Origin of the sequence: Burkholderia sp. Ax-1724, assembly GCF_011752995.1 — a bacterium.
GTDB lineage: Bacteria > Pseudomonadota > Gammaproteobacteria > Burkholderiales > Burkholderiaceae > Paraburkholderia.
On record NZ_VWWL01000002.1, the window covers coordinates 140,037 to 160,439 of the forward strand.

The following is a 20,403-nucleotide window of genomic DNA, read 5'->3' on the forward strand; positions in this document are numbered from 1 at the left end:
AAACACCGTCGTCGCGAGTCATGCAGACCCGGCGATGATTCACGGTCGCGTGACCGCTGAAATCGAGGGCGACTTCGTCGTGTTCATGATCGGCATGCGCATCAACCGGCTCTGGAAAATTCACCGCTGGTTACCGGTGGTGCGCGCGCTGCCGCGCATGCTGCGCGAGCTGAAGACGATGCCGGACGCAGGTCTGCTGTCGTACGAAATGTGGCCCGGACGCACTACCATCGCCGTGCAGTACTGGCGCTCGCTCGAACAACTGCGCGCCTATGCCGCGAATCCCGCAGCGAAACATCTGCCCGCGTGGCGCGCGTTCAGCCGTTTGAGCGGCACTCGCGGTGACGTCGGCATCTGGCACGAAACCTATCTCGTGACTGCCGGTTCGTTCGAGAACGTTTATGTGAACATGCCTCGGTTCGGGTTGGGGAGAGCCGGGGTGTTGAGGTCGTCGCGCAATACGTGAGGCGGGATGTGAACGTGCTTCGTGTGGTGGTCGGGCCGGGTGGGGCGCACTCGCCAGCAACTTAAGGTGCCTGAGTGTCCGAGGTTACAGGCTCAACTCCAATTCCTACGCAATTCGAGAGAAGTCGGTATGCCGCACAGCGACAACAGGCGACATACCGAACACTCGGTTAACGGATTCGAGATTCGCAGGAAACTTCAATGCCTCCTATGAGTTTCCAACGCCGCTCGATGGATGGTCATGAAATTCAGTGCACGCGTTATTGCCTATTCAGGAAGCACGACTATCAATCGGAGCCCCAATAGCCGGGGCGTTTACATTTTGCTTAAGCAGAGCCATAAACTGCTCCGGAGTGTGAGTGCCTTTGTGTGGAAGAATGCTAGCGAACGCGGCACCAAAAAACTCGTGCTTCAACGCGTCAGAATCAGATTCGAACAAGCGAATCGCAGATGCCAGGGAAGTCTCATCAATCAATTTGATCGAATCGTTTTCGGATAGATCGATGACCGCATTTAATCCCAGACTGACGCCGTCCTGGGTGTCATAATTCGAGTCATCGAAGCATTTTTCCAGATCGGAGGTAATCACATCTGAGCACTCGCTCTTAAATTTTCTGATGAGATCTGCTGCACGGTCGCGAACTTCCCGATTTCCCAGGTCTGCCGGCTCGAGGCCGTTGCTCTTATCGCCGAATACAAGCTCTACCGCTGCGGCATAGAAAGGTTTCGCTCTTGAGAGTTTTTCATTCAAGACAGATACCTCACGATTCAATTGGTCTGCCGGGACAATCTCTCTATTTACATAGAGCCCTGTAACATTAAGGAATAGATTTCCGGGTTTGGCCTGCACATCAACGATCCGCTTGGCGATCTCAGCAGCCGACGTTCCGATCTGATTACGCCCGTTTATAGCTCTCAAATTGCGCTCGTCAAGCGTATTGAACAGAGGACCACCGGGAGTGGGATTGCCGAGTTCTTCGAAAAATTCTCGCTTGGCGGTTTGTCCGATCGATTCATTCTTTTCGCACGCACCGTTAGTCTGGACAACCAGTTTTCTCCGTTGACTGTTTGCCGCGACCAGGAGTAAACCCGATTCAGTGTGCACCATCATCATGACAGCACCACTCGCATTCACGGAGTGGTTCATTGCATGTTCCAGCAGCCCTCGATTCTGTTGCGTCTGCCTCCCCGTCGGTAGAGCATCGAAGAGCGAGTCAATCACGCGCCATGTTGGGATTTTCAGCTGTCTCGCTGTGTAGTCCAGGATCGAACTGGATACAAAATCCGGGTTTTCATACACGTCACCTGGAAGCCACCCATCCTTGAGACCGACTTTCGGAAGCTCGTCGAATTTAATCGGACTGACAGGTCGAGTGGTGTGCTGGATTGCGTTCATATTTGGTACCGTGACAAGGTTCTTGTCCTTGACCAAACCGGCGAGTGGGCCATCGACGTTACGACGCGCCCGAGTCAGACTTGCCGTGGGAGGACCGCTCCGCTCAAGTGGGTCTGATAGGGCAGGGGAAACCGTAGTGCGGTTGGAAATGGAGGGTAATCTGGACATAAACGGGTAAGTTCGAGTTAAAAACGTTTTTGTACGGAAAAAATGAGTTCCGTACTCGGTGTAGGAATGCCGGCGACCAGCGGACTATCTGGGAAATGTTACATACACATCGTTTTTGCCTGAGTCGCTTTGCGAATACCGTGCACACGGCACGAAGTTAGTCCCGATGGTCGATCACATGGACCGTTTAACAGCAGGTAAACCTCGCAGGCCATTTCCGCCATGACCGCTTCGCATTTAATGAGCGGACTTCGCTTCTGTCGGGACTTTTCCAGTAGAAAGAATGAACCTAGCAGACAGTTGAAATAGCTCCTGCCATCATCATTGGAACGGAAGTGGTAAGTGTCGAAAAAAGAACGGACAACACTGAGATCGAAACTATGCGCAAAGCTGACGGCTACGGATCATGCAAAGACGGTGCTCTTCTTGCATCGCAGTTGAAGGACGGACATCTACAGGCAACACTTTGCCTACATCGAACACGGCACTTCGCGGTTCCACGCGTTGATGATGGTCGGCATGAGAATGCTTCGGCCGTGTGCCAACGCGCCAGCAATAAAGTCCAACGGCCTGCTTTCGTCCGTGACATTGGACGTCGGCATAATCACACGCAGATGACTCGGACTATTTTTACGCCGTTTCAGAGACAACAAAAGACCTCTTGTGCTGTACAGCCGTTCAACCAGCATGCGGGTTGATCGATTTTTTCATCTATGCACTCGATTGTGATTTTCCGTGAATGCTATTTATAGGTTCTCAACCTCTACTTTTAGGTTTTCAAAATGCAACGAATTACCGATCAAGTTCGCCATCTTTGGGATCATGTAAAGGGCAAGTCGTCAAATATTAATGCAAACCCGACTACCTATTCCAATCGACCTGCACGAAGCGCCTCACTAGATGGCCTGAACAATTTGCCAACGGAATTGAAATCTCACATCGCGAGCCTCGCACAACCTGAAATTCGAAATAACTTGAGACTACTCAACCACGAATGGTCGGCCATCGCGAATTATGCAACGCAAGCAGTCGTCCTCCGGGACGTCGAACATCTGACAGATGTTCTGAATAAGTATCCGATGTTGCGTGATATTGAGGCGGTTGGTCACAGGCTGGAAGAAGCGAAAGATGATGTAAAACAGGAAAGATTGACCGACAAGGAAGCGCAAGAAATTGCGAATTCAGCCGTCAACGTCACCCACCTTGATCTAGGACACAATCGGATCGGTGACGCGGGCGCGCAAGCACTGGCGACGAATCGTACGTTTACCCGTGTGAATCTTGAACGCAACGCCATCGGGAATAGCGGCGCGCAGACCTTGGCAGAAAATGACACGCTCATTGCGCTTGATTTGAGCTTCAACAACATCAAAGATGCTGGCGCGAAGGCACTAGTGAACAGTACCTCCCTCGTCTATCTTGATCTGCGTCACAACCCCATCACCCCTGAAGCAAAGGAATGGATTCGGGATAAGGCAGCTGAAAATGAGATGGAGGTCCATCTGTCGGACTAGACCTGAAAGCCGTGGCGAAATTAAATTTCGGGTCTGTCTGTGCGGGACGAACCTGTACAGCGGCAAAACGTGAGGAAAGTGTCGCGTTGCTGCTTTCCCGCCATGTAATCGTTTGCCAGGCGTTAAGGGGTAATTGCGTGGCCAGTTCCTTGACCGCGAACGGTTCATGGCCGGGCGCACGCCGCAACAATGTCGGCGGCTTGCTGCGGACCTGGATGGAAGTGGTGCCGTACCAAGCGCCCACACAGAGGTGCCCGACTGCCCCCTACCGCGTAGAACAAACCCAGTCCCGTTACGCCATCCCGGAAAACGGTTTCGTCGCCGCATCCGGCATCGGCCAGCACGATCCCCGGCGCAACGCCGGATGCTATAGCCTCGCGAAGCTGGGCCAGCGCAATCTATGGCCTGCTTTCGAAGGCCAGATCGTCTGGGGAATGCCAGCGCAGCGGGCACGTTCCCGGCCGTCAATCCATTCCCTGGAAACATACGTGTGACGTCAGGACCTCATCCACCAACAACTGTTTGAATTTCCGGCAAGTACTTTGCCATGTACTCCCCCAAAGAGAGCGGACGGGCGTCCAACATTTAATGGCATCGAGTTCACTCGCGGGGCTTTCCCTCCTGCATCCAGCAGGACTCGCGGCATCACACCGCGAGTCCCGCACCTTCAAGAGAACAATCTTTACTTCACATTCGGAAACACCGGCCAGGACGATGCCTGATCGCACAGCGACAGCTTCGGATTCTGCGCGACGATCGTCGCCGCGGGGTTCGTGTCGCCCGCCGCGCCCGCGTCGTCGCTGCCGTTGACGGTCAGGTTCAGCGTGTTCGTCGTGGCCGTGTACTTGCCCGCGCCGCTCGACGTGTTCGTCAGAATACCGCCTGTACCGTGAGCGAACGACTGGCCGATCAGGCTGACATTCGCGCCGAGGTTCAGCGTCGCATTGGCCGCCTTCGATTGCGAAGAACCGTCGGTCGAACCGATGTTCACCACGCCCTTGCTCAGGTTCGAGATGCCGAGCACAACGTCGTTATCCGCGACCACGTTATTCATGTTCAACTGAATGACGCTTTGCGTATTGGCGAAGCTCGTATCGGCATGCAGGCCGCGGAAGGTCAGATTGCCGCCGCCCGCTTTACCCGCAGCCTTGTTGGCCGGAATGTTCATCATCCGGACGTTGCTGAGGTTGATGTCGTGGAAGCTCGGAATCAACCAGCCAAGACCGGTGTACGAAATCGGATCGGCACTCGGGCCCGTGTAGTACATGTCGAACACGAGGAAGTCCTTCACCCCACGCATACATGCGCCGTCGTAGTAGATGTTGCTGACGTCGCCACCGCGCGCCTGGCCGCTCTTGATGCGCAGACCCACGATGCCCATATCCGTCGACGCATTGGTGCCGTCGTAGATATTGTCGAAGTAGTTGTCGTAGAAGTGAATGTTTCGGATACCTGCATTGGTCGGGCTGCCGATCGACAGGCCGTGACCGTTGTAGTTGTGGTTGTGCGCAACCGTAATGCCGTAGGTGCGGTTCGACGAAACGTCGCGGTTGCCGTCGATGCCCCACGCCATATTGGCCGCCGCCGAGCCGTTCTGTGCGCCGTGCGTCGCGGCCGGACGCGGGTCCTGCAGGCCGCCCTTGAACGCGACGTTGTCGTCGGACGGGCTCAGGTAGTTGTAGACGATCGCGACGTTCTTCACATAACCGTCGAAGTAGACCTGCCCCGCCGACGTCGTCGTGCTGCCCGTGCCGAGCGCAGCGTGCTCCGGCCCCGCCGCAACGCTCGGATCGACGCCATCGGTATTCTTCACGCCGGTCGAGCTGGCGTCGATCGTCGCGCCCGTGTAGAGATGCGAGTACGAACCGCTGACGCCGTCGAAGCCGTCGTTGTTCATGCCGACGCTCGCCTGATTCGCCGCGTCGGGCAGCAACGGCGTGATGATCTTGATGCCCCACACGCTCAGGCCATCCACGCCGTCGGCTTCGACGGTGAAGAAGGTGCTGTTGCGCAGCGTGATCTGATACAGCGAGAGGTTCTTCGATTGTTGCATCCAGACCATGCCGGGGTTGCCCTGGAAGCTGTACGGGCCGCCGCCGATGTCCTTGTTGCCGTGATACGAGATGTCCCACCAGCTCGCCGGTACCCAACGCGCGCAACCGGCCGTGCCGGCATTGCAGCCCCCGCCCGTGACCGTCATGCCGCCCGGCACGCTGGTCGCCTGGCGGTTCACCACATAGGTGACGGCCGGCGTGGTGAGCGTCGTCTTGCCCATCGCGGTCACGACGTCGCAAGCGGTGCCTTCGGGCGCGAGCGTGCCCGCACGGTAAGCCGCGATCGTGTTCGTGCAGCTGAACTTCGGCGTCGTGACGCCGCTGATGTTGTTGCCCGAATACGTGAACGCCTCGGTGACGCCGGTTGCCCAGCGGATCGTCGGATACTGCGACGACGAGCTGATGAGCGGCATATAGCCACGCGCGTCGAGTTGTTGCCCGAATACGTGAACGCCTCGGTGACGCCGGTTGCCCAGCGGATCGTCGGATACTGCGACGACGAGCTGATGAGCGGCATATAGCCACGCGCGTCGATCGAGCCGTTACCCATGATCGAGGTATTGACCGTATGCGTACCGCGAATCAGCGGATAGCAGTTCTGCATGCCGCTGACGCCCGCGAGCGTCGCCTGGCCCGCGTTGACAGTGCCGGCCGGTGCGGGCAGCCCGCTCGGATTGTTGATCGCGGCACCGCAGGTGATCGCGTTCGGCCGGTCTTGCGCGCTCTTGTCGTAGACCACGACGTCGCGGCTCGCGAACAGCGTGACGCCGTCGTCGATCCACAGCGTCACGCCCGACGGCAGCACGAGCGGACCGCTCAGGAACGCATTGCCCGCGCCGCCGCTGTTCCTGACCAGACGCACCGCGAATTTGGTGGCCTTGTAGGACGGATTCGAGAGTGTTTCGCTTGAGGCACCCGCGATGTTGACGAGCGGATTATTGGCCGCCTGTTGCGTGGCAGCAGCCTGCTGATCGGCCTGCACGATCTTCGCGCCGACTTCCGCGTCGACGGTTGCGCCGCATGCGTCGAGCGCGGCCTGGATGCGCGCCTGGTCCGGATTGTTTAGCGCCGTCGTCGCGCCACCATAGGTCGCGGGCGTCGGGTCCGCGCTGACCGGCAGCGAGCCGTCCGCGTTCTTGACGAGCTTGTTGCTGGCTTCGAGAACCGAGCAAACCTGGGTATCCGACGGCAATGCCGGGGAATCGGGCAGGTTCGCGTCGGCGGCGTAGCGGCCCGGCGTCCAGGCCGGGGTAGTCGGCGTGGTCGGGTTGGTGGGTGGGGGCGTCGTCGAGCTGGTGCTGGAGCTTGCAAGGCCGTTTCCATCGCCGCAACCGGCAACGGTCAGGACCAGCAGGCCGAGCACGACCAGCTCTCGGGCTGAGCGCATCTTCATGAGTCATCTCCTTGGGGTGAATCCAGTCCGTGCTCTTGTCAGACCTCTTCCGCTCCTCGTGTCGATGCCGGGAACGCAGCAGATCAGGCAGAGACGTTAGTGTTTGTTATAAGACATCGTATAAGACACAACCTAAATTCTGGGCGGCGAGCCGGTCCGCGAAAACTTCCACGGATATCGCGACACGTATGCCGACAGGGCGATACAGCCACGGGCCGAACGCCTGAAAACCGCACTGCAACAGGAATTTTCATCCTGCATGAGGCGATGTCTCGCCGCTGATTGCCTACTAGGCCAGCCGCCCGGCAATGACCGGCCTCGGCAAACTTCACGGAGCAAAGTCGTCGAGCAATGACGTAATTCATCGTACAACGTGTGCCGAATAATGCGTCAGCCGACCCGGCTCTTTCAATTACAGTAAACCCCACTCTTTCGGAGCAGGATCGCGTTGGGACGGGGTAAAGAGAGGCTGAATGGCGCGATTTTCGGACATGCCATCCGGCTTGATCGGTCGAAGTTTGTGAGGCTCATGTTGTCAGTCATATTTATCCAAAACCTGACAAATCATGAGCGCAGCGAGAGACCTTGCTGACAGATACGGACGGATCGCCCATGCGATCGTCCGCGCCGCGCAACCTCATGCCACGCGAGCACCCGACACCAGACGAACCACACAGGGCTTCTTCTGCAAGAAAGGGGGACGCTAAAGAATTTCCCCGATGCGTCGTTAATCCTTACGGCGACTTGATCGACATCTTCGGCCCCCGTTCTTTGGCAACACGCCCGCGTGCCATGCGATTTGATACCGCTGCTCAGGCGACGCATTCCAGGTGAGCCGACGTGCATCAGCACCTTACGTCAAACCACATCTCCTGAAGGGACTCCTTTTGAACCAGTTTTTCTCGACTGTCAGGTCCAAGATCATCGTGGTATTCGTGACCTGCATGGCACTCACCTTGATCATCGGCGCCTTCGGCCTGCGTGGGATATCGGCACTGAGCGAATCGCTACATGACACCTACGCCAACATCGTCATCCCGATGAACAACGTGAATGCCAGCGGCGCCGACCTGCTGCATATCCGCCTGATGCTCTGGCGCACGCTGGCGCAAAAGGACATGACGCTGGTTTCGAAGACGCGCAACTATTCCGCACAGTTGGAAAAGGACTGGAAAAGCTACTACCCGAACGGCGTGTCGAACAGCGAAGAACGTGCAGTGGCCGACAAGATGGATGGTCAGATTACCCAGTACCGCGAAGCCGTCGACAAGGAATTGCAGATCATCGAGCAAGGCTATTTCGACCAGGCGGCCAGTTGGCAGGGGCAATCCGTCACTCCGGTGGGCGACAGTCTCACCGCCCTGCTTGCGCAGGATGCGCGGATCAACGCCAACCATGCAAGAGACAACGACCGCGATGGCACGACTCGCGCCGGACAACTGAAATGGATTTCCGGCGCGCTGCTTCTCGCCGGCACCTTGTTGTCCATCGGCGCGGCGGTCTATCTGGTACGCGCCATTACGCGGCCGCTGGACCGGACCGTGCGCATCGCCGGCGACATTTCGCAAGGCCGGCTCGACGGTCAGATCACCGTGGATGTGGGCGGCGAGTTCGGCCAGTTGCTGGAAGCCATGAAGACCATGAGCCGGCAACTGGCCACCACGATCCGCGGCATTCGCGCCGGCAGCGAATCGGTAACGGTCGCTTCGGGGCAGATTGCCGCGGGCAACCAGGACCTCTCGGCACGCACCGAAGAACAGGCGGCGTCGCTCGAACAAACCGCCGCGAGCATGTCCCAACTGACCGAGACGGTCAAGCAGAACGCCGAAAACGCCCGCCAGGCCAATTCGCTCGCGGCCAATGCGCGCGAGATGACCGATGCGGGCAGCACGGCAGTCGGCACGATGGTGGCGACGATGCGGGAGATCAGTACCGACTCCGCAAAAATCGCGGAGATCACCGCGATGATCGAGGGCATCGCGTTTCAGACCAACATCCTGGCGCTGAATGCGGCAGTCGAGGCAGCCCGTGCCGGTGAGCAGGGCCGCGGCTTCGCGGTGGTCGCCGGCGAAGTGCGCTCGCTGGCGCAACGCGCGTCGGCGGCGGCCAAGGAGATCAAGGAGCTAATCGAGGCGTCGTCGGGCAAGGTTCAGCGCGGTGCGCAGCAGGCCGGCGAAGTGGGCGGAACCATGGACAAGGTCATCGAAGCGATTGGCCGGGTATCCGATATCGTGGGCGAAATCTCGGCGGCCTCGGACGAGCAAAGCAAAGGCATCGTTCAGGTACACCAGGCGATCAACCAGATCGACGAGGTGACGCAGCAAAACGCGGCACTGGTGGAAGAGGCTGCTGCTGCAGCTCAGTCGCTGCAGGAACAGGCCGGCAAGATGAAAGCCGACGTGATGTTCTTCAGGCTCGGCGAGGAAGTATCGTCGGTCCAGCAGGCTGCTTTCAAGGAGACGAGAGCCGCGCAGCCGGTGAAGCCGCAGGTGGCGAAGGTAACAGCTACGGCCCTGCCGGCACCGGTTGCGGTCGCGGCAGCCAGCAATGCGCAGGAATGGGAAAATTTTTGAGCGGCGTGAAGTGCTGCTGATGGCTTTGAAAAGAAGCCCCGTCGCCGGGGCTTTTTCTACTTCGTGCGATATCGCCGCCATAGCCTCATGATTGCCGCATGGGCAAGCGTAGTTGCGATGAGGTTCATTGCTACCGTGATCCCCAAAAATAAATCGTCGGGGTCACGGATGCCTAACCGGTTAGCGGCGTTCAACCATGCGAGCGACTGGCTTTCTGTCCACTTCACGGGATAGGGATGGACGTACGGCAGCAAAAGACCGAACAGGCCGCAGAACAGAACGACCTTGAACACCCTACGGACAAGTGTTGCCATATGTCACTACCTCGATCGTTTTATATGCGTGGAGCCCCGGATTACGCATGGGGATCGTAGCGAACGGGGCTTCCATCTACTTCGCGCGATACCGCCGCCATAGCTTCATGAGCGTCAGATACACCGCAGTGGTGACGATCAATTGAATAGTCACCCACACCACGAAATATAAATCCTCGGGATCGCGAATACCGAGCCACTCCGAAGCATTCCACCACACGAGCAACTGGCTCTCCGTCATCGGGTCGGGGTACGTATGGACATAACGAATCGCAAGAACAAACAGGCCGAGAAACAGCGCGACCTTGAAAATCCTACGGACAAGTGTTGCCATATGTCACTACCTCGATCGTTCCATACGCGTGGAGCCCCGAATTGCGCACCGGGATCGTAGCGGTGTGCAAAAGCGCACGCCGGATAATCAAAAAGTCAGTATGACGCGACAGGGTGATGCAGCCTAATGAAGTACCTTGGCCGCCTGCTGGATGTAACCGGAACTGCCCACGCTTGACCCCATTGACCCAGGTCACATCATCAATCACCCTATCATCCCGGTATAGGGCGAACCATTCAGCGTGATCGGACGGAGTCCCCTTGATGGCATTCCATGTATCTTTCGTCCATGCATAAGTCTTCGAACGGATGCCACCAGTAGGACGCGCGACGATCCAGTACTTACCAGCGGGAATCGGACCGTTATCGGGCACGGCCGTGCAGCCACCCCGATTGCGGTATTGCTTGTCACCCGAATACGCCTCAAATGTGCCGATACCCAAAAAGCTGAGCGGCGATAGAAGCTCGTTATTGACCAGAAACTTTCCCGTAAGAGCCATCTTTCACGCCTCCCTATCCACGCTTACTGCACGAGTCTGTGTATTTGATATTCCCATCAAGGCAATGTCACGTAGTGCAAACATGCTAAGTCAGACCTCCTAATATTGAGAGAAGCGTTTCAGTCAAGGCGCGCCTTGCTTGATCAACGCCTTCGCTACACTGCCCCAATAACGGAGAATCAGGAAGTGATCCAGCGCAAAGAAGAATGTGAATTGACGAGAATTAACGCCATCGCAAAAAAGCCCGCGCAAGGCGGGCTTCGTCGGGGCAGTGGGCGGCACGCTGAAGTCACCTGTCCCCGGTAGCTTGTGTGGGTACGGCGTGCGCATGTCAGCACTAGCCTCGATCCACTTCACGGCAGCCGAGCGCAGGTCGCCGCCTTTTTGCTGTTCCGGTTCGTAGCGGTTGTGTGCGGGGTTGCGATCGCGGCAGAAAACAATGTGTCGGAATGGAAAATTTTTGAGCAGCGTAAACCGCCGTCGATCGAAAAGCCATAAGCCGGATAGAGGCACGCGCCCCTATCCGGTCCATGACTTGATCCGCCCTATTGCAAGCCGCCTGAAAACACCCTATTGCGTCGTATAACCGCCATCGACCACAAGGTTTTCTCCATTGATCATGGCCGCAGCATCGCTCGCGAGATAGAGCACGGCGAAGGCGATTTCATCGGGTTGCGCGAAGCGGCCCGACGGAATCTTGCGCTTGAACTGCGCGCCGACTTCGCCGGCCCATGCGCGCCGCCCGAGTTCCGTTTCGACGACGGTCGGTGAAATCGCGTTGACGGTAATGCCGCGCGGCCCCCATTCGCCGGCCAGCACGCGGGTCATGCCGAGTAGCGCTGCTTTGCTGGCACTGTAGGCCAGATGCTTGTCGAGCCCCACGAGCGCCGCTTGCGACGCCATGTTGACGATGCGGCCCGCGCCCCGCTCCAGCATGTGCCGCCCGACCTCGCGCGTGTAGAGAAAAGGGCCCCTGAGATTGATCGCCATAGTCTGATCCCAGAGCGCCGCGCTCATGTCCTCGGCCTTCTCGATCAAGCCGATGCCCGCGTTGTTGACGAGTACGTCGATGCGTCCGAAACGGGCAATAACGTCCGCCACGATAGCTTGCGTGCGCGCTTCGTCGCTGACGTCGCCACACCATCCGGCACTGCCGTTGCCGAACGACGCCGCAACGCGTTCGACCTCGTCGCTGATGTCAACCAGCGCGACGTGCGCGCCCTGGGCCACGAACTGGGTGGCAATGGCAAGGCCGATACCCGAGGCACCGCCGGTAATCAGAACGACCTTATGGCTAAAGTCGAACGCTTGCTGAAAAGATCCGGGCATGACAAGACAACCTTTCTAGATACGGAGTACGGGGAAAAACTGGCCGGAGCAGAGACAAACCCGCAGATCAATCCGTAGATAAACCCGGCGGACAAACCCTCCGCACTCCGGCCAACGCATCACGCTTTCCTAATGCGCCGCCTCGAACTGCGCAGCGTTCGCTTTCGTCACTTCGGTCCAGGGCACCGCGTACAGTTTCGCGGTACCGTCGCCCCACGGCATGGTACTCGCGTACTGCTGCCAGATCGTCGACTGCGGCTTGTAGCTCGGCCCGATCTCGTGACGCAGCATGATATCGAGCGCGCCTTGCGCCTGCGCCTTGGCGTCCTGCCGCTCGGTCAGCACCATCTCGCCGCGGGCGATGGCCTTGATCGCATCGGTCACGCCGTCGATGCCGGCGATGGGGATCGTCTTCGGATCGATATTCGCGGCCTTCAACGCGGCAATCGCGCCGAGCGCCATTTCGTCGTTTTCGGCAATCACGCCATTGATCTGTCCAGGATGAGCCGTGATCCAGTTCTGCATCAACGTCAACGCTTCGGCACGCGACCAGTTGGCGGTCTTGCGCTCCAGCACCTTGATGCCCGGGTTCTGCTTGAGCACCTTGTCGATGCCTTCACCGCGCTGCATCGCGCCCATTTGTCCGACCGGACCTTCGAGAATCACGACGTTGCCTTTGCCGCCGAGTTTCTTCACGACCGCGCCCGCTTCGAGCTCGCCGCCGAGCACGTCGTTCGAGCCGATATACGAAACCAGTTGATCGCTCTTGACCGGGCCGTTCGATCCGACGACCGGCAGACCCGCGGCAGCGGCCTTGCGCACCACATTGCCGCCGGCAATCGAGTCGATCGGAATATAGAGCGCACCGTCGTATTTCTGCGTAATCATCGTATCGAACTGGCCGTCCTGCGTCATGTGATCGTAGCGGCCGTCGAAGACCGTCAGATTGACGAGGCCGCTCTTCACCGCGGGGTGATCCTTCAGCGCATTCACCCATAGCTGCGCATACTCGTTTCTCTGCCCATACACGGCCGCGCCGATTTTCCATGTCTTGACCGGCGCGCTTTGCGCGAACGCCGCCGCGCACGCGACACCGAGCGTAACTGCCGTGAGCCATTTTGCTGATTTCATATCGTCTCCTGGTTGTAAGTTTGCGCGAGGCAGGGCCTCAGTTGCTTTCCCGGCGCGCGGCGATATCGAGCAGAACCGCGCACACGATGACCGCGCCCTTGATGACTTGCTGGTAATACGAAGACACGCCCATCAAATCGAGTCCGTTGTTGATGACACCAATGATCAGTACGCCAAACAGCGTGCCCGCGACGCCGCCAATCCCGCCCGACAGACTCGTGCCGCCGATCACGACGGCCGCAATCGCATCGAGTTCATACCCCACCCCCGCCTGGGTCAGCGCCGAAGTCGTGCGCGCGTTGAGCACCACGCCGGCGAGTCCCGCGCAACCGCCGCAGATCGCATACACGGACAGCAGGATCAGCCGGGTCGGCACGCCACTCGCACGCGCGCTCTTTTCGTTGCCGCCGACCGCATAGACATAGCGGCCAAAGCGGGAATAGCGCAGCACGACGAGCGAGGCGGCGAACAGGGCCAGGAAGATCAGCACGGGAATCGGCACGCCGGCCACCTTCCCCTGGCCAATCAGCAGAAACGCATCGGACAGGCCGGAGATCGGCATGCCGTCGTTGTAGATCTGGGTCGCACCGCGAGCGATGCTGAGCATGCCGAGCGTGACGACGAAAGCCGGCACGCGAAAGCGGGCAATCACCAGACCGTTGAGCGCGCCGGACGCCACGCCGACCGCGACGCCCGCAACAACTGCGAGGAACGGAGCGTGCGGTGCATCGCCCGCGACGACGCTCGCCGCAACCATGCCGGCAAACGCGAGCACCGAACCGACCGACAGATCGATTCCCCCGGCGAGAATCACGAAGGTCATGCCGATGGCGAGCAGACCGTTGATCGACACCTGCTGCAGGATATTCAGCAGATTGTTGATGGTCAGAAAATACGGATTCATCGACGACAGCGCAATACAGATCGCGACAAAGGCCGCGACGATGCCGTAGCGCGACAGGTGCTTCATCGACAGGGAGCGTTGTGCAAGCATCATGATGTGGAGTCCAGATAAGTGCGGGAACAGGCAGCGCCTACGACGCGAGATGCGTCAACGCATGATGTGAAGCCTCGGCGCGTGTCAGCGTGCCGGTGATCCGGCCGCGCGCGAACACGGCGATCCGGTCGCTGACCTGCATCACCTCGTCGAGCTCCGACGACACGACAATCGCGCATCGGCCATCCGCCACGAACGTGTTGAGAAACTCGTAGATCTGCTGCTTGGTCCCTTCGTCGATACCGCGAGTCGGTTCGTCGCACAGCAGAATGCGCGGCTGCGTGAGCAGAAAACGCGCGAGAATGACTTTCTGCTGGTTGCCGCCCGAGAGTTGCTGCACGGGAATTTCAGCGGAGCTGGTGCGAATCGAGAATTGCTGGACCATCTGCGCGAGGGCGTGCCGTTCGCGTTCGGCGCGAATCCAGCCGGCTTTCGAATAGCCGCGCAGCGCCGCGAGAGAAACGTTCTCGCGCACCGAACGACAACCGACGAGACCCGTGTCCTTGCGATCCTCGGTGATAAGCGCGAGGCCGTTGCCGAGCGCATCGGCCGGCTTGTCGATGCGCACCGGTTTTCCGTCGATCAGCAGCGTGCCTTCGTCGGGCCGCGTCAGACCGAATACGGCATTGAGAAATTCGCTGCGGCCCGCGCCCATCAGCCCATAAATGCCGAGAATCTCGCCGCGCCTGACCTGCAGATCGATGCCGGTAAAACGCTTGCGCTGCGCGTAGCCGCGCGCTTCGAGCATGACCGGCGCGTCGGGCAGCGTGGTCGGGCGCTGGCTCTTCGTCACGCGCTCGCCGACGATCCCATGCACCAGATGCGCGGCGTCGATATCCGCGAGCCTCCCCGCTTCGATAAAGCCGCCGTTGCGAAAGATCGTGTATTCGGTAGCGATCGAAAATATCTCGCTCATGCGGTGCGAGACGTAGATCACGCCCACCCCGCGAGCGGTCAGCCGGTGGATCGCGTCGAAAAGGATCGCCGTTTCGGCCTCGCCGATCGCGGAAGTCGGCTCGTCCATGATCAGAATGTCGCTGTCGTAGCTGATCGCCTTGGCGATTTCGACAAGCTGGCGCTTGGCGAGACTCAAGCGTCGCAGCGGCGCCCGCACGTCGATCGAGAAACCGAGCGACTCCATCAGTTCGGCCGCGCGTTTGAAGAGGCGGCGGTAGTCGACGACGAGCCCGCCGAGCTTCATCGGTTCGCGGCCGAGAAACAGATTCTCCGCGACAGTCATGTCGAGCAACGGATTCAGCTCCTGGCTGATCATCGCAATGCCGGCCGCCAGGGAGTCCGCCGGCGACTCGAAATTGACCGGCTTGCCCTTGCAACTGATCGTGCCGCCGTCGCGCCTCAGCATGCCGGTCAGGATGTTCAGAAACGTCGACTTGCCGGCGCCGTTGCCGCCGCACAATGCGTGCACCGTGCCCGGCCGCAGTTCGAGCCGGCCGTCGCGTAGCGCCGGCACGCCGTTGAACGATTTCTGCACACCCGCGGCATGCAGCAGGTAGTGATCGTTGTCCATGTCTCCACCACGTTGCGTTTTTATACGGTGTCCCGATCGATGCCGAAAGATTCGCTGCCGCCCGCTGTGGGGTGCGTGAGGCAGCCGGTGGCTCAGCGGGCTCAGTGGATCTCAGCGGATTTCACCGGATTCACCGGGTAAAGGCGGCAGCGTTGCCTGCGTCGACGTTGAGGATGTTCCCGGTCGACTTGGCCGACAGATCGCTCGCGAAGAAGTACACGCCTTCGGCAATGTCCTCGGGCAGCACGCTGAGCTTGAGCATGCTGCGCTTGCGATAGAAGTCTTCGATGTCGTCCGTCGCGATCTTGTTGGTGGCGGCACGCTCTTCCTTCCACTTGCCGTCCCATATCTTCGAGCCGCGTATCACCGCATCGGGATTCACGACGTTGACGCGAATGCCGTGCTCGGCGCCTTCCAGCGCGAGACAACGCGCCAGATGGATTTCCGACGCCTTGGCCGTGCAATAGGCGGCCGCGCCCGCCGACGCAACGAGCCCGTTCTTGCTCGCGACAAATACGATGCTTCCGCCGACACCCTGCTCGCGCAACAGCCGATACGCGGCACGCGCGACCAGAAAATAACCGGTCGACAGAATGTTCATATTGCGATTCCAGAGTTCGAGGCTGGTATCGCCGATCGCCGCCGAGGACGCGATGCCCGCGTTCGACACCACCAGGTCGAGCCCGCCGAAACTCGCGAGAGCCGCGGCCATCGACGCCTGCACCGACGCCTCGTTCGTCACGTCGGTCACGGCGCTGGCCACCATGTCCTTGCCGAACCGCTGGCGCAGGCTTGCCTCGGCTTCGGTCAAGGCGTTCGCGTCGATGTCGGCGAGCAGCACGCACGCGCCTTCCTGCAGAAAGCGCTCGGCGGTCGCCCGGCCGATCCCGCCCGCTGCCCCGGTGACCAATGCGATGCGGCCCGCCAGGCTCTTCGGTTTAGGCATGCGTTGCAGCTTGGCCTCTTCGAGCAGCCAGTATTCGATGTCAAACGCTTCCTGTTCGGGCAGGCCGACATAGCGGTCGACGCGCTGCGCCTCGCGCATCACGTTGATCGCATTGATGTAGAACTCGCTCGCGATGCGGGCCGTGGCCTTGTCGCGCGCGAAGCTCAGCATACCCACGCCGGGGATCAGGTAGATCACCGCGTTCGGGTCGCGCATGGCCGGGCTGTTCGGACGCTTGCAGCGTTCGTAGTAGTCCCGATAGTTCTCGCGGTATTGCTCGAGCGCGACGTCGAGGCCCGCGATCACCTCGTCGAGGTTGTTGCGCTGCGGATCGAAGTCCAGCACCAGCGGATAGATCTTCGTGCGCAGAAAATGATCGGGACAGGATGTGCCGAGCGCGGCCAGCGGTGCCAGTTCCTTGCTGCACACGAATTCGAGCACTTCCGCGCGATCGTCGAAATGCCCCTGCTTGTACTGGCCGCCCGCCGCCGCGCCGCTAATCTTGCCGCGCAACGCCGGAACGAGCCGCTCGACCACGTGCAACCTCGCCTCGCTGTCGAGCGGCGCCTGCACCGCACCGCCGAAGGCCGGTTTGTCGCTGCGCGCGGCAAGCCACGCATTGGCCTGCGCGATCACGCGCACCGTGTTCTCGTAACACGCCTTCGAGGTGTCGCCCCAAGTGAAAAGACCATGGTTTTGCAGCACCAGGCCTTTGAGCCCCGGATGGTCGCGAGTGATGTTGCCGAGCTGGACACCAAGGTCGAAGCCGGGGCGTTGCCACGGCACCCAGGCAAGCTCGCCGTGAAAAATCTCGCGCGTCAGCTGCTCGCCGTTCTCGCTCGCCGCGATTGCGATCACCGCGTCCGGGTGCATGTGATCGACGTGCGCTTTCGGAATGTACGCATGCAGCGCGGTGTCGATGCTCGCGGCGCGCGGATTCAGGTTGAAGGTGCAATGCGAGGCCATCGCCACCATCTCGTCCTCGTGAGCGAGTCCGCGATAGCGCGACTTGAGCGCTTGCAGCTTGTCCATATAGAGCGTGGCAAAGCCGTCGAGCTTCATACTGCCGACGTCGCCGCCCGATCCCTTGACCCACAGGACCTGCACCGGCTGCCCGGTCAGGGGATCGGGCATGTCGATCTTGCCGGACGTATTGCCACCACCAAAATTGGTGATGCGCAAATCGCTACCCAGCAGATTGGAGCGATACAGCAAAAGCTCCGGCTCGGACATCGATGCAGCCCGCGTGTCGTCCCACAGGGAGACGATCGGGGTCGAAGCGGCAAGATCGGAAGAGGTCTTCATGGAAGCGTTGTCTCGCGGGTTTCGTGGATTGATGGAGCGCAGTTTGTCCACAAAACGCTCATTTTTCAATCGAATTCCGATCAACTTTTTGATTGTTTTGAGCGAGGGTTTTCCATTATCAGGCAATTGATGATTGTTCTGTGAGCGAATGACATAATCCGCCTGAACATGGAGAACCGGCCTTGATCAACCATACGCGGCGCAAGAAATTGCTGAAAATCCTCGCTGAGCGGGGCAGCGTGACCGTCACCGAACTCGAGGGCGCGCTCAACGCGTCCGCCGCCACCATCCGGCGCGACATCGCGGTGCTGGCAACCAGCGGACAACTCGTCAAGGTGCACGGCGGCGCGCAGCATATCGCGCCTGACAAACCGGGTGGACTGGTGGGATCGAACTTCCGGGAAAGCACGGCGGTGCATCCCGAGCGCAAGCGGGCGATCGCCCGGCGCGCGGCGCAGATGTGCCTCGATGGCGAGACCGTCATCATCAATGGCGGAAGCACCACGCACATGATGGCGGAGTATCTCGCCGAGAGTCAGCTCACCATCCTGACCAACTCGTTCCTCACGGCCCAGCAGTTGCTCACGCAGAGCCGCAACGAAATCCTGCTGCCGGGCGGCAAGGTTTATCGCGAGCAGAACGTGATCGTCAGTCCCTTCGAGAACGACGTGATTCAGAATCACTACGCGAGCAAGATGTTCATCGGCGCCGCCGCCGTCTCGCCGTTAGGACTGCTCGAAAGCGATCCGCTGCTCGTGCGCGCCGAGATCAAGCTGATGAAGCAGGCCGACGAGATCATCGTGCTCGTCGACAGTTCCAAGTTCGCGAGCCGGCGTGGCGGACTCATCGTATGCCCGCTCTCGCGCGTGAAGATGCTGATCACCGACAGCGGCGTCGCGGCGGAAACCGTGGAGATGCTGCAAGGCCAGGGCATCGACGTGATCGTGGTCGAGGCCGACCCGGTGGCATCATGAGTGCCGCGCCAGGCCGTCCGGGCGGCGGCAGGGTCGCGGTGTTCGACATCGGCAAGACCAACCTCAAACTCAGCCTGATCGACGAGAACGGTACCTCGCTTGCGGAAGCCCGCCGCGCCAATCATGCCGTGAACGCGGGCCCTTATCCGCACTTCGACGTCGGTACCATCTGGGACTGGCTGCTAGGCGAACTGGCTCGATTGCCCGGGCCGCACCGGATCGGCTCGATCATTACGACGACCCACGGCGCCACCGTTGCGCTGCTGGGCGACGCGGAACTCGCCCTACCCGTGCTCGACTACGAATTCACGGGCATAGAGGAAGTCGACGCCGCCTATGCGTCGCTGCGCGACGATTTCGATCGCACGTTTTCGCCGGCACTACCCGGCGGCCTGAATGTCGGCAAGCAACTGTACTGGCAGTCGCTGCGGTTTCCCGAGGCATTTGCGCGGACGCGCGCGATCGTGCCTTATCCGCAGTACTGGGCATGGCGTCTGTGCGGCGTGGCGGCGGGAGAAATCACCTCGTGGGGCTGTCATACCGATCTGTGGGACGTGGCGAACGGCGAACTCGCGCCGATGGTACGCAAGATGGGCTGGCAGGATCTTTTTCCGCCGCTGCGCGAGGCCGATGCGGTCCTCGGCGTATTACGGCCGGAAGTGGCCGCGCGCACCGGCCTGCCCGCCGATTGCCGCGTCGTGTGCGGCATCCACGACAGCAACGCGTCGATGGTCAAGCACGTCTATGGCGCGCAAGTTCCGCAAGCGCCGTTGAACGTCATCTCGTCGGGTACGTGGACGCTCGTAGCGGGTATCGGCGCACCGCTCTCGGTACTCGATCCACGACGTGACATGCTGGCCAACGTCGATGCGTGGGGCCGTCCGGTCGCATGCGCCCGCTTCATGGGCGGACGCGAATTCTCGATACTCAATGCGGGACACGCGAACGACTGCCGCTGGGAAGATATCGCCGCGCTCGTCGCGCGCCGAACCCTCGCGCTACCGAGCTTCGCGCCGCTGGGCGGCCCCTGGCCTGACCGGCGCGGTGAAATTCGCGGACCGCAACCGACTTCCGCACAGGAATCCTATGCACTGGCCACGCTCTACACCGCGCTGGTCGCCGACGATTGCCTCTCGCGCCTGAATAGCAGCGGAGAGATCGTGATCGAAGGCCCGTTGACGGCCAATCCCCACTTCGCCGCCCTGCTCGCGACACTGCGGCCCGCACAGGCGGTGTGGGTATCCGAAGACCGCTCAGGGACGACCGGTGGCGCCTATCTTCTGGCGTGCCGGCCCACGGCATACGACCCGCCGCGTTCGCGCGCGCGGCCCGTTGCGACGTTGCCGATGTCGGACTATGTCGCCGATTGGCGCAATGCGTTGACACACGCGCCGCACGCGCATCCTTAAGCCCGCGCTCAATACCCCGGCGCGCAACCATCCTTGCGATGCCCGGATGCGCCGGCCGCGCAGCGCCGCAAGCG

General features: G+C 60.2%; 17 protein-coding genes and 1 pseudogene. 5 read left to right on the forward strand and 13 right to left on the reverse strand.

The genetic code is table 11. From position 1 onward, the window contains the following. Window positions 1-34: 34 nt before the first annotated feature. Window positions 35-466 carry a DUF4188 domain-containing protein gene (locus F3J19_RS02715; RefSeq protein ID WP_167037269.1) on the forward strand — a complete coding sequence of 144 codons (432 nt, stop codon included), beginning with the start codon at window positions 35-37 and terminating at the stop codon, window positions 464-466. 270 nt (window positions 467-736) lie between these two features. On the opposite strand, the gene F3J19_RS02720 is transcribed toward F3J19_RS02715, so the two are convergent. Further along, a complete protein-coding gene (locus F3J19_RS02720; RefSeq protein WP_167037272.1) occupies window positions 737-1,861 on the reverse strand; it encodes an NUDIX hydrolase in 1,125 nt (374 codons plus the stop codon). A gap of 950 nt (window positions 1,862-2,811) precedes the next feature. Between F3J19_RS02720 and F3J19_RS02725 the strand changes: the two genes are divergently transcribed. Continuing rightward, complete coding sequence (locus tag F3J19_RS02725) at window positions 2,812-3,543, forward strand: hypothetical protein (RefSeq protein ID WP_167037275.1); 732 nt, start codon at window positions 2,812-2,814, stop codon at window positions 3,541-3,543. A gap of 40 nt (window positions 3,544-3,583) precedes the next feature. On the opposite strand, the pseudogene F3J19_RS02730 reads toward F3J19_RS02725, so the two are convergent. From F3J19_RS02730 to F3J19_RS32495, 3 genes and pseudogenes are all read right to left on the reverse strand, one after another. Further along, window positions 3,584-4,030: pseudogene (locus F3J19_RS02730) on the reverse strand (transposase); the annotation flags it as partial. A gap of 195 nt (window positions 4,031-4,225) precedes the next feature. Further along, window positions 4,226-5,818, reverse strand: coding sequence for a glycosyl hydrolase family 28 protein (locus tag F3J19_RS02735; RefSeq protein ID WP_345891003.1), 1,593 nt, complete (start codon window positions 5,816-5,818; stop codon window positions 4,226-4,228). Window positions 5,819-5,823: 5 nt separating this feature from the next. After that, complete coding sequence (locus F3J19_RS32495) at window positions 5,824-6,990, reverse strand: hypothetical protein (protein WP_240158680.1); 1,167 nt, start codon at window positions 6,988-6,990, stop codon at window positions 5,824-5,826. An 887-nt stretch (window positions 6,991-7,877) separates the two neighbouring features. Between F3J19_RS32495 and F3J19_RS02740 the strand changes: the two genes are divergently transcribed. Then, entirely contained in the window at window positions 7,878-9,563 is a 1,686-nt protein-coding gene (locus F3J19_RS02740; protein WP_240158683.1) for a methyl-accepting chemotaxis protein, read from the forward strand. A 56-nt stretch (window positions 9,564-9,619) separates the two neighbouring features. Here the strand turns inward: F3J19_RS02740 and F3J19_RS02745 are convergent, their stop codons facing one another. The 9 genes from F3J19_RS02745 to F3J19_RS02785 all read right to left on the reverse strand — a co-directional run bounded on the left by F3J19_RS02745 (window position 9,620) and on the right by F3J19_RS02785 (window position 17,946). Beyond that, window positions 9,620-9,877: a hypothetical protein gene (locus F3J19_RS02745; RefSeq protein ID WP_167037278.1), complete on the reverse strand. Its 258-nt coding sequence runs from the start codon at window positions 9,875-9,877 to the stop codon at window positions 9,620-9,622. 76 nt (window positions 9,878-9,953) lie between these two features. After that, window positions 9,954-10,211: a hypothetical protein gene (locus tag F3J19_RS02750; protein ID WP_167037281.1), complete on the reverse strand. Its 258-nt coding sequence runs from the start codon at window positions 10,209-10,211 to the stop codon at window positions 9,954-9,956. Then, entirely contained in the window at window positions 10,192-10,710 is a 519-nt protein-coding gene (locus F3J19_RS02755; RefSeq protein ID WP_167037283.1) for a DUF2778 domain-containing protein, read from the reverse strand. The genes F3J19_RS02750 and F3J19_RS02755 overlap by 20 nt, the downstream gene beginning before the upstream one ends. A gap of 123 nt (window positions 10,711-10,833) precedes the next feature. After that, complete coding sequence (locus F3J19_RS02760; RefSeq protein WP_167037286.1) at window positions 10,834-11,223, reverse strand: hypothetical protein; 390 nt, start codon at window positions 11,221-11,223, stop codon at window positions 10,834-10,836. Window positions 11,224-11,280: 57 nt separating this feature from the next. After that, window positions 11,281-12,039: an SDR family oxidoreductase gene (locus F3J19_RS02765; protein WP_167037289.1), complete on the reverse strand. Its 759-nt coding sequence runs from the start codon at window positions 12,037-12,039 to the stop codon at window positions 11,281-11,283. 129 nt (window positions 12,040-12,168) lie between these two features. Further along, the gene (locus tag F3J19_RS02770; protein WP_167037292.1) at window positions 12,169-13,170 is read right to left on the reverse strand and encodes a substrate-binding domain-containing protein; all 1,002 of its coding nucleotides are present in this window, start codon (window positions 13,168-13,170) and stop codon (window positions 12,169-12,171) included. A gap of 37 nt (window positions 13,171-13,207) precedes the next feature. After that, a complete protein-coding gene (locus F3J19_RS02775) occupies window positions 13,208-14,167 on the reverse strand; it encodes an ABC transporter permease (RefSeq protein WP_167037294.1) in 960 nt (319 codons plus the stop codon). 37 nt (window positions 14,168-14,204) lie between these two features. Next, window positions 14,205-15,695, reverse strand: a complete 1,491-nt coding sequence (locus tag F3J19_RS02780; RefSeq protein WP_167037297.1) for a sugar ABC transporter ATP-binding protein — start codon at window positions 15,693-15,695, stop codon at window positions 14,205-14,207. A 130-nt stretch (window positions 15,696-15,825) separates the two neighbouring features. Then, window positions 15,826-17,946 carry a bifunctional rhamnulose-1-phosphate aldolase/short-chain dehydrogenase gene (locus tag F3J19_RS02785; protein WP_167037300.1) on the reverse strand — a complete coding sequence of 707 codons (2,121 nt, stop codon included), beginning with the start codon at window positions 17,944-17,946 and terminating at the stop codon, window positions 15,826-15,828. A gap of 182 nt (window positions 17,947-18,128) precedes the next feature. On the opposite strand from F3J19_RS02785, the gene F3J19_RS02790 reads away from it, so the two are divergent. After that, the gene (locus F3J19_RS02790; protein WP_167037303.1) at window positions 18,129-18,920 is read left to right on the forward strand and encodes a DeoR/GlpR family DNA-binding transcription regulator; all 792 of its coding nucleotides are present in this window, start codon (window positions 18,129-18,131) and stop codon (window positions 18,918-18,920) included. Then, window positions 18,917-20,329, forward strand: coding sequence for an FGGY family carbohydrate kinase (locus tag F3J19_RS02795; RefSeq protein ID WP_167037305.1), 1,413 nt, complete (start codon window positions 18,917-18,919; stop codon window positions 20,327-20,329). Before F3J19_RS02790 ends, F3J19_RS02795 begins: the two co-directional genes overlap by 4 nt. Window positions 20,330-20,403 lie beyond the last annotated feature (74 nt).

What these genes read in the sequence shown, in the direction of transcription:
- F3J19_RS02750 (WP_167037281.1), bottom strand. Translation starts at nt 10,211, where the DNA reads ATGGCAACACTTGTCCGTAGGATTTTCAAGGTCGCGCTGTTTCTCGGC.
- F3J19_RS02725 (WP_167037275.1), top strand. Translation starts at nt 2,812, where the DNA reads ATGCAACGAATTACCGATCAAGTTCGCCATCTTTGGGATCATGTAAAG.
- F3J19_RS02745 (WP_167037278.1), bottom strand. Translation starts at nt 9,877, where the DNA reads ATGGCAACACTTGTCCGTAGGGTGTTCAAGGTCGTTCTGTTCTGCGGC.
- F3J19_RS02765 (WP_167037289.1), bottom strand. Translation starts at nt 12,039, where the DNA reads ATGCCCGGATCTTTTCAGCAAGCGTTCGACTTTAGCCATAAGGTCGTT.
- F3J19_RS02715 (WP_167037269.1), top strand. Translation starts at nt 35, where the DNA reads ATGATTCACGGTCGCGTGACCGCTGAAATCGAGGGCGACTTCGTCGTG.
- F3J19_RS02785 (WP_167037300.1), bottom strand. Translation starts at nt 17,946, where the DNA reads ATGAAGACCTCTTCCGATCTTGCCGCTTCGACCCCGATCGTCTCCCTG.
- F3J19_RS02775 (WP_167037294.1), bottom strand. Translation starts at nt 14,167, where the DNA reads ATGATGCTTGCACAACGCTCCCTGTCGATGAAGCACCTGTCGCGCTAC.
- F3J19_RS02720 (WP_167037272.1), bottom strand. Translation starts at nt 1,861, where the DNA reads ATGAACGCAATCCAGCACACCACTCGACCTGTCAGTCCGATTAAATTC.
- F3J19_RS02755 (WP_167037283.1), bottom strand. Translation starts at nt 10,710, where the DNA reads ATGGCTCTTACGGGAAAGTTTCTGGTCAATAACGAGCTTCTATCGCCG.
- F3J19_RS02770 (WP_167037292.1), bottom strand. Translation starts at nt 13,170, where the DNA reads ATGAAATCAGCAAAATGGCTCACGGCAGTTACGCTCGGTGTCGCGTGC.
- F3J19_RS02795 (WP_167037305.1), top strand. Translation starts at nt 18,917, where the DNA reads ATGAGTGCCGCGCCAGGCCGTCCGGGCGGCGGCAGGGTCGCGGTGTTC.
- F3J19_RS02780 (WP_167037297.1), bottom strand. Translation starts at nt 15,695, where the DNA reads ATGGACAACGATCACTACCTGCTGCATGCCGCGGGTGTGCAGAAATCG.
- F3J19_RS02735 (WP_345891003.1), bottom strand. Translation starts at nt 5,818, where the DNA reads ATGGGCAAGACGACGCTCACCACGCCGGCCGTCACCTATGTGGTGAAC.
- F3J19_RS32495 (WP_240158680.1), bottom strand. Translation starts at nt 6,990, where the DNA reads ATGAAGATGCGCTCAGCCCGAGAGCTGGTCGTGCTCGGCCTGCTGGTC.